This is a genomic window from Streptomyces sp. a15, from assembly GCF_059026085.1.
In genome coordinates this window covers 28,392-41,775 of record NZ_JBWLKM010000031.1, presented here as the reverse complement: position 1 = coordinate 41,775, position 13,384 = coordinate 28,392, and the positions used below count along the sequence as shown (strand labels likewise).

The 13,384-nt window shown below is 69.0% G+C and carries 10 protein-coding genes; 1 reads left to right on the top strand and 9 read right to left on the bottom strand.

The window, feature by feature from the left end:
• Nucleotides 1–20: 20 nt before the first annotated feature.
• From AC5P09_RS27880 to AC5P09_RS27850, 7 genes are all read right to left on the bottom strand, one after another.
• Entirely contained in the window at nt 21–827 is an 807-nt protein-coding gene (locus AC5P09_RS27880) for an ABC transporter permease (protein ID WP_493876506.1), read from the bottom strand.
• A complete protein-coding gene (locus AC5P09_RS27875; RefSeq protein WP_493876505.1) occupies nt 827–1,630 on the bottom strand; it encodes an ABC-2 family transporter protein in 804 nt (267 codons plus the stop codon). Before AC5P09_RS27875 ends, AC5P09_RS27880 begins: the two co-directional genes overlap by 1 nt.
• Entirely contained in the window at nt 1,630–2,625 is a 996-nt protein-coding gene (locus tag AC5P09_RS27870) for an ABC transporter ATP-binding protein (protein ID WP_493876504.1), read from the bottom strand. The genes AC5P09_RS27875 and AC5P09_RS27870 overlap by 1 nt, the downstream gene beginning before the upstream one ends.
• Nucleotides 2,626–2,769: 144 nt before the next feature.
• Complete coding sequence (locus tag AC5P09_RS27865; RefSeq protein ID WP_493876503.1) at nt 2,770–5,664, bottom strand: glycoside hydrolase family 2 TIM barrel-domain containing protein; 2,895 nt, start codon at nt 5,662–5,664, stop codon at nt 2,770–2,772.
• Between the two features lie 25 nt (nt 5,665–5,689).
• A complete protein-coding gene (locus AC5P09_RS27860) occupies nt 5,690–6,583 on the bottom strand; it encodes a carbohydrate ABC transporter permease (RefSeq protein WP_493876502.1) in 894 nt (297 codons plus the stop codon).
• Nucleotides 6,580–7,545, bottom strand: a complete 966-nt coding sequence (locus tag AC5P09_RS27855; protein WP_493876501.1) for a carbohydrate ABC transporter permease — start codon at nt 7,543–7,545, stop codon at nt 6,580–6,582. Before AC5P09_RS27855 ends, AC5P09_RS27860 begins: the two co-directional genes overlap by 4 nt.
• A 20-nt stretch (nt 7,546–7,565) precedes the next feature.
• Nucleotides 7,566–8,828: an ABC transporter substrate-binding protein gene (locus tag AC5P09_RS27850; protein ID WP_493876500.1), complete on the bottom strand. Its 1,263-nt coding sequence runs from the start codon at nt 8,826–8,828 to the stop codon at nt 7,566–7,568.
• Nucleotides 8,829–9,422: 594 nt separating this feature from the next.
• On the opposite strand from AC5P09_RS27850, the gene AC5P09_RS27845 reads away from it, so the two are divergent.
• Nucleotides 9,423–10,643 carry an RNA-guided endonuclease InsQ/TnpB family protein gene (locus tag AC5P09_RS27845; protein WP_493876555.1) on the top strand — a complete coding sequence of 407 codons (1,221 nt, stop codon included), beginning with the start codon at nt 9,423–9,425 and terminating at the stop codon, nt 10,641–10,643.
• Nucleotides 10,644–10,696: 53 nt separating this feature from the next.
• On the opposite strand, the gene AC5P09_RS27840 is transcribed toward AC5P09_RS27845, so the two are convergent.
• Complete coding sequence (locus AC5P09_RS27840; protein WP_493876499.1) at nt 10,697–11,944, bottom strand: ROK family transcriptional regulator; 1,248 nt, start codon at nt 11,942–11,944, stop codon at nt 10,697–10,699.
• 127 nt (nt 11,945–12,071) lie between these two features.
• Complete coding sequence (locus AC5P09_RS27835; RefSeq protein WP_493876498.1) at nt 12,072–13,325, bottom strand: D-arabinono-1,4-lactone oxidase; 1,254 nt, start codon at nt 13,323–13,325, stop codon at nt 12,072–12,074.
• Nucleotides 13,326–13,384 lie beyond the last annotated feature (59 nt).

The window sequence follows — 13,384 nt, the reverse complement described above, 5'->3', positions numbered from 1 at the left end:
GCCGGAGGCAGCGGCGCCGGTCATCCGTTGACGCCCGTGTAGTGCCGCAGGCTCCACCGCCACAGCAGCCGCGATCCCAGGTACGCCAGCACGCCGAGGAGCGGTGAGGCAGCCGCCAGCCAGTAGGGGACGCCGGTGTCGTGGCCGTGCCCGGTGAGGACGGCGGCCGGGAAGTACGCGACGAACGCGAGCGGAAGGCCGTACGTCAGGAAGCCGCCCACCGCCTTGGGCAGCACGTTCAGCGGGTAGCTGCCGAAGGTGCCGAGCAGTTCCTCCAGCCAGCGGCCCCAGTAGTCGGCGGCCGGGTAGCGGAGGGAGGCGGAGGCCACCGCCGTGAACAGGGCGGCCTCCAGGAGCATGCCGCCGAGGATCGCGGCGATCAGGTACGAGACCCGGCCTGCGGTCCAGTCCAGGTCGCTGCGGCTGAGCGCGCCCGCCATGAGGCCCGCGGCGACGGTCAGGTCGCCGATCGCGTTGGTGGGGAAGAAGGAGAGCTGGACCTGGCGGTGCACCGGCATCGGGCGCGTCAGATAGATGTCGATCCTGCCCTCCTGGATCTGCCGGCCGATGAAGTGCATACGCCCCAGCACCAGCACGAACAGCCCGTGCGCCAGCATCCGCGTCGCCGGGATCAGCAGGACCTCCGAGCTGTCCCAGCCGCCCATCCCGGTGAACCGGGTGAGCAGGACCGTCGCGAAGACGATCACCGACACCTGCCAGATCGCACCGATCGCGATCATCAGCAGGAACTCGGTGCGGTACTCCAGCTGCGCACGGAAGTTGAGAAGCGTGACGCGCCACGCGATCCGGACGCCGTTCACCGGCATCAACCTCCTTGGGACATGACACGAAGGGCGGCCCGCCGCCACAGGAAACGGGTGAACAGGGCGAGCAGCACGACCCAGCCGGCCTGGATCGCCAACTGGCCGGCGGCGTCCGAGAGCGGGATACGGCCGATGTACAGGGACAGCGGCACGCTCAACGTCGCCTGGAAGGGCAGGAAGCCGCTCATCGTCACGAACCAGTCGGGGAAGAACCACAGCGGCGCGTACACCCCGGACAGCAGGTTCTGCGCGAAGATCAGGATCAGCATCGCCGCGTTGTTGCGGACCGTCCAGAAACACAGCTGGTCCAGGACGAGCATCACGTGGTACAGGACCAACTGGCCGAGCAGCAGACTGAGCGCGAACACTCCCGCCACCGCCGCCGACCCGGGCGGTTCCACCACCCCGGCCGCGAGGCAGACCGCGTATCCGCCGAGCGCCCACGCGAAGCCGTACAGCTGCTCGCCGAGGGCGCGCAGGGCGTGGTAGCGCTGGGGCGGCAGCGGGCGCAGGTACCAGTAGACGATCGTGCCGAAGTGCATGTGCTGCAGCACGGTGTCCCGGCCCGCGTACTGGTCCAACTCCCTTAGCCGGGAGGCGAGTACGGCCAGCACGGCGTACGTCACCGCCTGGTCGCGGTTGAGTCCGGCGGTGGTGCCGGTGTGCGCGTACAGGCCGTGCCACAGGGACGCCACCAGCACGACCTGCACGGTCAGGCGCAGCAGTACGGCGGTCATGCGGGGCGGGGCGTGCAACTCGCCGAGCGGGGTGACGCGGGCGGTGCGCCAGGCGTGCAGGACGGCCATCAGGCCACCCCGGCGTGCACGTAGGCGGCGCGCATGACGTCCTCGAGATCCGCCTCGTCGATGGCGATGCCGGTCACTTCGTACCGCTCGATGACCGCCTTCAACGCCTGGTGCACCGTGGGGGCGTCAGGGCCGTCGGGCCCGAACACCACCTGCGGCCCGTCCTGCCGCAGCACCGCGATGCCGGGCAGCGGTACGGCCTCGGCGTGGGCGTCGGCGAGGGTCGCCCGCACCTGCCAGGTCGAGCCGAACTTGCGCCGGATCTCGTCGAGGCTGCCGTCCAGGACGAGCCGGCCGTGGTTGATGAGGACGACCCGTTCGGCGAGCCGCTCGACCTCCGTCATGTCGTGCGTGGTCAGCAGGACCGTGCGGCCGCGCTGTTCGACCTGGTGCCGCAGGAACTCCCGCACCTGCTCCTTGACCACCACGTCCATGCCGATGGTCGGCTCGTCGAGGAAGACGACCCGCGGGTCGTGCAGCAGGGCGGCGGCGAGGTCGCTGCGGACGCGCTGACCGAGGGAGAGATGACGCACCCGCGTGTCCCAGAAGGACGACAGGTCGAGCAGCTCGTCGAACTCCTTGAGGCGGGCGGCGTGTTCGGCCTTCGGCACCTCGTAGATGTCCCTGAGGATCGCGAACGACTCGCGCACCGGCAGGTCCCACCACAACTGGGTACGCTGCCCGAACACGGCACCGATGTTGCGGGCGTTGCGCTCGCGCTCCTGGTACGGCACCAGGCCCGCGACCCGGGCCTCGCCGGAGGTGGGCGTGAGGATGCCGGTGAGGATCTTGATGGTGGTGGACTTGCCCGCGCCGTTCGGGCCGAGCAGGGCGAGGAGTTCACCCGGGGCGACGTCGAAGGTGACGTCGGCGACGGCGTGCTTGGCGACCCGCTCCGGATTGACCAGGGAGCGGAGCGCGCCCGTGAGGCCCGGGCGGCGGACGGTGGTGTGGAAGGTGCGGGACAGACCGCGGACCTCGATGTTTCCGCTCACACTGCCAACTCCCTTGCTCTGGACGTGAGTACGGCCGGTCGGCTGGAGAGGCCGACCGGCCGCGGGCACCACACGACCGTCGCAGAATGTCGATCAATCGGTCAATGGATTAATCGATCACGGAGTTGGACTAACGGAGTCGGACTAACCGGTCACCGAGAACACGAACGAGAACTCCGTCGGCTCGGCCCGCAGGAAATACTGCGGCAGCGGGCCCGGACCGCACGACTGCGAACCGATCCCGTGCAGGCCATGGTCGAGGTTGACCCACACCCCCGCGGCGGAGCCGCTGTCGGATGCAGTGCCGGCCGTGAGGTCGGTGAGGTGGGCGGCCGCGTCCAGCTGCTCGGTCGTCCAGCGGCGGGCAGTGAACCAGAACTCCGGATCGCCCTCGATCCTCAGGCCGCCGAGTTCCGCCCAGCGGACGTCGGCGCGGGCGCCGTTCTCCTGCGGGCGGACGTACGGCGTCTGCAGATCGTCTACAGTCGACTGCCAACGGCCGACCATCGACGCCGTCTTGGTGTCCGGATACGCCTCGCCGGGGCCGCCACCGAACCACTTCACCTGGTCCGCCTCGGACAGTCCGAGCCGGATGCCCAGCCGGGGCAGCGGCAGCGTCCACTCTCCCTCGGGAGTCACGGACACCGTCAGCCGCAGTCGGCCGCCGTCCGAGGTCCAGCGGTACACCGTGTCCAGACCCACCTCGCGGGCGGCGGGCGCCACCCGGGTCCGTACCGTCAGCGCGTCCTCGCCCAGCTCCACGGAGTCCAGGCGGTGCTGCATCCGGTGCAGGCCCAGCGTGCGCCACAGCACCCCGTACCGGGTGTCCGACTGCCACTCGGCGCCGTCGTCGTTGTCGGTGGTCGCCCGCCACACGTCCAGGCGCGGGCTGACGACCGACACCCCGCCGATGGTCTTGAGCGCACCGGTACGGGCGTCGAAGGACGCCGGGCCGAGGGTGATCAGCTTCTCGCCGGGCACCGGGCGGTCGGTGGGCGCGACGGACGGCAACGTACGGGACGCGGCCGGGAATTGCCCCCAGGCCACGACGTGGCCCTTCGGCGCCCAGGCGGTGTCGGACGCGAGCAACGCCCGCACCGTCCACTGCGACTCGCCGCCCCGCGTGTCCGCCGGCGGCTCCGGCAGCTTCACGTCGGCGGACTCGCCGGCGGCGAGCGACGGGACGTTCAGGGCGCCCGCCTCGACCGTCTCGCCGTCCACCTGGTACGACCACTCGAAGGCCAGCGCGGACAGGTCCGCGAAGTCGTGCCGGTTGGTCACGCGCACGGTGCCGTCGGAGCCGTCGCCCTCGATGTGGACCGGCTCGATGACCTTCTTGTACTCGACGAGCCCCGGGGAGGGCTGCCGGTCCGGGAAGACCAGCCCGTCGCAGACGAAGTTGCCGTCGTGCAACTCCTCGCCGAAGTCGCCGCCGTAGGCGTAGCCCAGCTCCGGGTGCTTGATGCCGTGGTCGATCCACTCCCAGATGAAGCCGCCCTGCAGCCGCTCGTACTTCTCGAACAGCCGCTGGTAGTCGGCGATCCCGCCGGGGCCGTTGCCCATGGCGTGTCCGTACTCGCACTGGATGAAGGGGAGTTCGCGCCGCTTGTGCGTGCCCCCGTCCAGGCCCTGGCCGATCTGCTCGACCTCGGCGTGGAAGGCGTACATCCGCGAGTACACGTCCGTGTCCCGGCAGTCCCAGTCGCCCTCGTAGTGCACGAGGCGGGAGGAGTCCCGGCCGTGGATCCACTCGGCCATGGCGGTCAGACCGCGGCCGGTGCCGGCCTCGTTGCCCAGGGACCAGAAGACGATCGACGGGTGGTTCTTGTCCCGCTCGACCATGCGGGCCGCGCGGTCCAGGAGGGCCGGGGTCCAGCGGTCGTCGTCGACGGGGTTGTCCCGCCAGCCCTGCTCGGTGAAGCCGTGGGTCTCCAGGTCGCACTCGTCGATGACCCACAGGCCGTACTCGTCGCACAGGTCCAGGAAGGCCGGGTGCGGCGGGTAGTGCGAGGTGCGGACCGCGTTGAGGTTGTGCCGCTTCATCAGCAGCACGTCCTCGCGCATGGTCTCCAGGTCGAGCGCGCGGCCCTGCTCCGGGTGCCATTCGTGCCGGTTGACGCCCTTGAAGAAAACGGGCGTGCCGTTGACCTTGATGAGGCCGTCCTCCAGGACGACCGTACGGAAGCCGATGCGCAGCGGCACCCGCTCGCCCTCGGTCGCGAGGACCCCGTCGTACAGATACGGCGTCTCCGCCGACCACGGCCGGACCGGCACCGTCACCGGCTCGCCGGTCGCGACATCGATGTCCAGGGCGGGCACGGTCACCCGGCCGTCGACGTCGGAGTCGACGCGCAGGGTGCCCTCGCCACTGGTGTGGTCGTAGGAGGCGTGCACGAAGAAGTCGAGGGCGCTGCCGGCGGGGCGGTGCAGCAGGGTGACGTCACGGAAGATGCCCGGCAGCCACCACTGGTCCTGGTCCTCCAGGTACGAGCCCGCCGACCACTGGTGGACACGGACCGCGAGCACGTTGCCGGCCGGCTTCAGCAGGTGGCCGACCGCGAACTCGTGCGGCAGCCGGGAGCCCTTGAACTCGCCGATGTCCGTGCCGTTCAGCCAGACGCGGGCGCAGGACTCGACGCCGTCGAAGCGCAGCACCGCACTGCCGTCCGCGGGCCAGTCGTCCGGCAGGTCGAAGACCCGCAGGTGGTCGCCGGTCGGGTTCTCGGTCGGGACGTGCGGCGGGTCGACCGGGAAGGGGTAGAGATGGTTCGTGTAGATCGGCGACCCGAACGAGCCGTCGCCCTGCAGGACCCAGTGCCCCGGGACAGTGACCTCGGCCCAGTCCCCGGCGTCGTACCCCTCCTCGGCGAACGAGTCGTCCTCGGCGTCGGCGGTCGCCGACACCCGCAGGCGCCACCTGCCGTTCAGCGACAGGGACGCGGCGTCCGAGGACGAGTACCAGGCGCGGGGCGGGAGGGCCCCGCGGCCCGGTGAGACGTCCTCGACGTAATCGATGGCCGTCGTGGTGCGGAAAGACATCGGTCTCCAGATATCGAGAAGGGTGTCAGCCCTTGATGCCGGTCTGGGCGATCCCCTGCACCAGCCAGCGCTGGAGGAAGAGGAACACGAACAGCAGGGGCAGGATGGAAATGGCCGTGGCCGCGAAGATCAGGTGGTAGTTGACGGTCTGGTTCGTCATGTAGGACGAGAGCGCGACCTGTACGGTCCACGCACTCGGATCCTGACCGATGACCAGGGGCCACAGGAAGGCGTTCCAGCCGTTGATGAAGGTGATCGTGGCGATCGCCGCGAAGAAGTTCAGCGAGTTCGGTACGACGACGCGCCAGTAGGCGCCCCAGTAGCCGAGTCCGTCCACGCGTGCCGCCTCCTCCAGCTCCTTGGGGAACCCCAGGAAGTACTGCCGGAACAGGAAGCAGGTGAAACCACTGAAGAGGCCCGGAACGATGAGACCTCGGTACGTGTCCACCCAGCCGAGGGACGAGACCAGGACGAAGCTGGGCACGAAGGTCACGGCGGTCGGGACCATCAGGGTGGCCAGGACCGCGTAGAACACCTTGTTGGCGTGCTTGTAGGGGATACGGGCGAGTCCGTAGCCGGCCAGCGAGCACACCAGGAGGATGCCCACGGTGTGCAGGACGGCGACGACCACGGAGTTCCACATGGACCGCGCGAAGTCCACGGTGGTGTCTTCGAACGGCTCGGTGAGGTTGCCCCACTGGATGCTGGTGGGGAACCACTTCCAGTTCTCGCCCGTGATCTCCGGGTCCGTCATCAGCGAGTTGCGGACGATCAGATAGAAGGGGATCAGGAAGAGGAGGGCTGCGATGGCGGTCGCGATGTAGAGGCCGGTGCTGCCCATGACGCCGCCGCGCCTGACCTTGGCCGGCTTGGTCATGGCCGGCTTCGTGTTGCCGACCTCGGGTGCTGTGGTGGTCACTTGGACTCCTCACCCCTTCCGAAGCCCATGATCTTGCCCTGGAGCAGGGTCACGACGCAGATGAGCATGGTCAGGACGACCGCGCCCGCGCTGCCCGCGCCGTAGTTCTGGTTCTCGCCGAGGGCCATCTTGTACAGCTCGACCAGCGGTGGCTGGCCCCAGGTGGCCTTGGAGAGCAGGTTGAAGAACTCGTCGAAGGCCTGGTAGGCGGCGACCAGCAGGAGCAGGATCACCGCGGTGGACGTGGCCCGCAGCTGGGGCAGCGTGATGTACCAGAAGGTCTGCCAGCCCCGCTTGGCGCCGTCGATGGCGGCGGCCTCGTACAGCTCCCGCGGGATGTTCTGCAGCGCCGCGATGAACAGGATCATGTAGAAGCCCGACTGGAGCCACAGGCGGACGGTCACGATGACCAGCCAGTACCAGGGCGGGTCGGGGTTGGCCAGCCACGCGATGTTCTCGATCCCGAACCAGCCGAGGACGGTGTTGGCCAGGCCGAACCGCACGCCGTTGAAGAGGGACATCTTCCAGATCAGCGAGGCCGCGACATAGCTGACCGCGGTGGGGATGAAGAACACCGACCGGAAGAACGCCCGCATGAACGTGAGCCGGTTCACCAGCAGCGCCAGGCCCAGCGAGAGGGCCCAGGTGGCCGGCACGATGAACGCCGCGAACACGGTGAACGTGACCAGCGAGCCGCGGAAGTCGGCGTCGGTCAGGATCAGTTTGTAGTTCTCGAAGCCGACGAACTCGCTCGGCGTGACCGTGAAGCGTGCCTCGAAGAAGCTGAGGTAGATGCTCCAGCCGATGGGCACGAAGACGAAGATCACCAGGCCGAGCAGGAACGGGCCGGTGAAGAGCCAGAAGTTGAAGGTGCTGGATCCCCTCAGACCCCGCCGCGGCCGGTCCTTGGAGACCTTGGCCGGGGCGGGCTGGGCGACCCCGCGGGTGGTGGTGGTCGACATGTGCTTGTCCGTCCCGCGGCCTATCCGAAGAGCTTCTGGAGCTCGGTGTCGACCTTCTTCTGGCAGGTGTCGAGCTGCTTCTTCGGGTCCCCGTTCTTGCGGACCGAGTTGGCCATCACGTCGTTGAACGAGGCGATCATGGCCTGCGTCCAGCCGATGTTGTCGAAGTGGCCGAACTCGTTGAAGAGCTTCACGCCCTCGGCCGGCAGGCCGGACTTGAGCTTGGTGGCGCTCTGCGCGAGGGAGGTGCGCGGCGGGATGTGGAAGCCGTAGGAGGTGGCCCAGTCCTCCTGGTACTCCTTCTGGTCGATCCACAGCCACTTCACGTATTCCTTGGCCGCCTCGACGTTCTTGCCCTTGGCGTTGACGAACATCGACCAGCCGCCGTTGTAGACCGACTCCTTGCCGGCGGACCCGACCTTCGGGAAGGGGAAGATGCCGATGTCGTCGCCGAGCGCCTGCTGCATGGCCGGCATGGCCCACATGCCGCACCACTGGATCGCGGTGAGGCCCTGGGTGAAGGCCGACGGGTCCCACCACTCGGTGGGGGCGCCGAGCAGCAGGTTGCCGCTGGTGAACAGGGAACGCAACTGCGTGAGGCCCTCCGCGACGGCGTCGGTGTTGAAGGCGGGCTTGTTGTCCGCGGTGAGGGTGTCGGCGCCGGCCGACCAGATCAGGTTGTGCTGGACCGGGGTGAGGTCGCTGCCGAGGTAGGCGCCCTTGACCTTGCTGGTGGTGAGCTTGTCGGCTACTTCGAGCAGCTCTTCCAGCGTGGTCGGTACCTCGACCTTCGCCTTCTCGAACATCGACGGCCGGTAGAAGAAGAACTGCGGGTCGTCGATCATCCGGATGCCGTATATCTTGCCGTCGACCGTGTGCGACTTGATGTCGGCCTGGTTGAAGTCGTCCTTCACCGGGTCGATCAGGTCCGTCAGGTCCGCCACCTGGCCGCTCTTGATGAGCTGGATCTGCGGGTGGAACTCGAAGACGTCGGGCGCGTTCTTGGTGAGCAGCGCGGCGAACAGCTTCTGCTCGAAGTTGGAACCGGTGATCCACTGCGTGGTCACGTTGGCGTCCTTGTAGGCCTTGGCGTACTTCTTGATGGCCTGCTCGGTGCCCGCCTCGCCGTACGCGTGGAAGTACTGGACGAGTGCGTCGCCCGACCCCCCGCCGCTGCGGCCGGTGTTGCCGCCGCACGCGGCCAGACCGCCGGCGGCGGCCAGGCCCATCGCGGCTCGCAGTACGTTGCGGCGGTCCCAGTTGGTGTTGCTCATTGCCGACATGTTGACGTCCTTGTCTCGAGTACGGCTGCGGCTCTGTGCCTGTGGCTCTGCGGCTCAGCGTCAGTTGGCTCAAATCACGTTGCGGTGCGGGACGCTAAACCTTCGGCTAAGGCTTCGGCAAGGGGTTGGACGAAGTCTGTTCGAAGCGTTGTGTGGTGTTCGGGATTCCGGACGTCACGGGTGGCGGGCCGCCGCACCAGCGGCCCGCCAGGTGGGGAACTACTGGCGGTCACCTGACCACCGACGTCCAGGCACTTGCCGGACGCCTCGCTTTGCCGTGCCGGTCGTACGTCGACACTTCGGCGCCGTCCGGCGCCCGGCCATCTGGTCTGCGAAGATGCCCCGGCGTTCACGCCTGGGAGGAATTGCATTCCGTGACAGCGACGCGGAGTGTCGCTGTGCCCGGTCTGATGGGGATGCGAGGTGCCCACACCACCGCCCGACAGAGCCGGGAAGGCGAACAGACGTTCCTGTATTCGCCGATTGTGGTGACAGTGTCGTGATGGGGCACGAGTGTGCGTATGTCGCACGTACGGTTTCGTCGTGGAAGCCGGGTGAGCGACGGGCGTGAGGGGGGGTGGTGTTGTGCCGGTGATGGAGGAGGCCGGGGAGGGTGGGCGCGCTCGGTACACCTACCGACTTCGTGTGTCGTCGACGGCCCGCACAGCGCTGTTCGCGGAGTGGGACCGGTGCCGGTGGGTGTGGAACGAGTGCGTGGCCAAGTCGAAAGCCGTGCATGCCCGGAACCGGAACCGGCCCGGGGGCGAGGACAAGCGGACCTGCGGCCCGGCGCAGCTGGACAAGATGTTGACCGAGGCCCGCACCAACATGACATGGCTGCGTGAGGGCTCCTCGGTTCCGCAGCAGCAAACCATCCGGGACTTCGGCAAGTCGCGTGCTAAGGCGCAGAAGGACATCAAGGATCGGCTGCCCCTGCGGCAGTGCGCCGGGATGCCCCGGTACAAGAAGAAGCGCGAGGCCGACCCGACGCTGAACTACACGAAGCGCGGCTTCCGGCTCAAGGACGGCCGCCTGCACCTCGCGGGCGGCATCGTCGTGACCGTGGTGTGGTCGCGCCCACTGTCCGCCGAGCCGTCCAGCGTGCGCGTGTACCGAGACAGCCTCGGCCACTGGTACGCCTCGTTCGTCGTGCCCGCCGAAGTCCAGCCGCTCCCCGCCACGGGAGCGGTGATCGGTGTGGACTGGGGCGTGAAGGAGACCGCGACCACCACCAGCGACGCCTATGACCTCCCGCATGCTGGGTACGGCCGCAAGGCCCAGACAAAGCTGTCGCGGTACGACCGGATGATGGCCCGCCGCAAACCCGCCAAGGGACAGGCGGCGTCGAAGGGCTATCGCGAGGCGAAGAAGCTGCGGGCGAAGGCGCACAAGAAGGCGGCCCGGCAACGGCAGGACACCGGCCGCAAGTGGGCGAAGAAGGTCGTGACCGACCACGACGCCATCGCGGTGGAGGACTTCCGCCCGAAGTTCCTCGCCAAGACCACCATGGCCCGCAAGGCCGCCGACGCGGCCATCGGCGCCACCAAGCGGGCCCTGCTGGAGACGGGCCGCAAGCACGCACGAGACGTCCGCCTCGTGCACCCCGCGCACACCACCATGGACTGCGCGTCGTGTGGAGCAAGAACCAAGCACGCACTTCCTCTTTCGGAACGTACCTACACCTGCACCGCGTGCGGAGCCGTGTCCCCCCGGGACAAGAACTCCGCCCGCGTGATGCTGGTCCGGGCTGGTCTCCACCCGGCTGGTGTCGAGGGCGTAAGGCCTCCTGGAGCGTCGCTCCAGGAGGCGGCCTGAGCCAGGAATCCCCCTGCTCTCAGCTGGGGGAGGATTCAAGTGCATCCCTTCCGTCAAGAAGGTGGTGCGGTACGGCTCCTTGCGAGGGTGGTGCGTTTCTTTCCGTTCCTCTGCCCGACGGACTGCAGCGCCCCCTCGAGCGCGAACGTCGCCGCGCCCAGACATGCCGGGTCGCTGGGGATCGGGGAGAGAACGATCTCGGTGGCGGCCATCGGCCGCGGCAGCGCGTGCCGGGCGACGGCCTCGCGCACCTCCGCGACCAGCGGTTCGCCGAGGGTGGCCGCGACCCAGCTGCTGAGCACGACCACTTCGGGGTTGAACAGGTTGACCAGGGCGGCGATGCCGGCCCCGAGGTAACGGGCGGTGCCGCGGACCACCTCGAGCGCCACCGGGTCGCGGCTGAGCAGCCCGCGGGACAGCGCGTCGATCGTGGCGGTCTGGTCGTCCGGATGCAGCAGCGGGCTGCCGGGACTGAGCTCGCGCAGGTTCAGCATGATCCCGGGCGCCCCGACGTACGACTCCACACAGCCGTGGTTGCCGCAGCGGCACAGCCGGCCGTCCAGGACGATCGTGGTGTGGCCCCACTCGCCGGCGCTGTTGCTCACCCCGCGGTGCAGTCCTCCGCCCAGGATCAGCCCGGCGCCCACCCCGGTCCCGAGGTTGACCACCACGGCGTTCCCGCGCCCGCGCGCGGCCCCGAACCACAGCTCGGCCACCGCGCCGGCGCGCAACGGGTTGTCCAGATAGAGAGGGTAGGCGATGTGCTCGGTGAGCAGGTCGAGCAGCGGCACGTCGTGCCAGTCCCAGTTCGGCGCGTACTCCGAGATGCCGGTCGCGCGGTCCACCTGCCCCGGCACGCTCACCCCGACGCCGAGCACCCGGGCGCCCTCGATCCCGGCCTGCGCGACCACCGAGCCGAGGGCGGCGGCGACATGGCCGACCACCTGCTCGGGTCGGCTCTCGCCGGGGCGGACGTCCTCCTCGGCCCGGGCCAGGACGTTCAGCGCGAGGTCGAACAGCTCGACATGGACGTACGTCTCCGCGATGTCGACGCCGATCAACGCGCCCCCCGACGCGTTGACGGCCACGAGGCCCCGGGGGCGGCCACCCGCCGAGTCCTCGAACCCGACCTCCGTGATCATCCGGAGGTCGAGCAGTTCACCGACCAGCGTGGCCACCGTGGCGAGACTCAGACCGGTGGCGGCCGCCAGCTCCTGCCGGGAGGTGGGCGACTCGGCGATGATCTGGCGCAGCACCTCGTAGCGGTTCACGGTGCGGATGTCGCGTGATGTGCGCTTCACCGGAGTTGCCCCCATCCCTTCCAGGCCAGGCCGGGACGGCATCGGCACCGGCGCGGCGCAAGGCTATGGGCTGCGGGGGACTTTCGACAAGGGGTTAGGAAAGGGGTTTTATAAAGTCAGTCGTCGGTCAGTCGTCGAGCACGTCCCGGACGAAGGCATTGGCGAATTTACCCGTCGGGTCCAGCTCCCGGGCCAGCGCCCGGAAGTCGTCCAACCGCGGGTAGAACCCGCGCAGCACCGCCGCCGGCACGGTGAACACCTTCCCCCAGTGCGGCCGCGCGTCGAAGACGGCCAGTGCCTCCTCCAGCCGTCGCACCACCGGCAGCACCGCATCCGTGTCCTCGACCCAGGTGAAGTGCAGCGCCACGGTGTCCCGGCCGTACGCCGGGCTGAGCCACTGCTCGTCGGCGGCGACCGTACGCACTTCGCAGGTCTGCAATACGCTGGCGACCGTATCCCGGATACTGTCGATCGCATACAACGCGTCGACGGCGTGCCCGCGCGGCAGCAGGTACTCCGACTGCAACTCGCTACCGCTGCTCGGCGTGAACTCGGCCCGGAAGTGCGGCAGCCGCTCGTGCCACGGCCCCGCCACCCCGAACTGCTCGGTGCAGTTGACCGCGGGCATCCCCGGTACCGGGTGCATCTTCTCGACGGCCGGCGCGGCCCACGGGAAGTCGGGCAGCGGCTGGTCGGTGCGCCGCTTGAGCCACACCTGCCGGAAGCCGGGCGCCCGCCAGTCGGTGAAGAGGCTCACGCTGTACGCCGCCGCCGCGATCGTCTCGAACCTCTCGAAGTCCAGCCCGGCGAGGGGCAGTTCGGTGAAGACATGCTGCTCCACGTCGAAGGAGGGCTCCAGGTCGAGGGTGAGCGCCGTGACGACACCGAGGGCGCCCAGCGAGGTCACCGCACCGCCGAACCGCTCGTCCCCCCGCCCGACGACCACCGTCGACCCGTCCGCCGTGACGATCTCCACCTCGCGCACGGCCGAGGCGAGCGGGCCGTTGCCGACGCCCGACCCGTGCGTGCCGGTCGCGACCGAGCCGGCCACCGAGATGTGCGGAAGAGACGCCATGTTGGGCAGGGCCAGCCCGTGGGCGTGCACGTGGCGGGCCAGCTCGGCATAGCGGACACCGCCGCCGACCCGTACCGTGCGGGCCGCCGTGTCGACGTCGACCTCGTCCGGCAGCGCGGCCAGCGACAGCAGGACCCCGCCGGGGCCCGGCTCGGCGATCTCGTTGAAGGAGTGCCCGCTGCCCAGTACCCGCACCTTCGCACTGCCGGCGACGAGGTCGCCGAGCGCGGTGAGCGAGTGGGGGCGGTGCAACTCCTTCGCGAGATAGGTGATGTTGCCCGCCCAGTTGGTGACCGTCTCCGTCATTCCTGTCGTCCCTCTCAAAGAGTGCGTTTCGCTGACCTTCTCATTTGCGGGTGTATCGC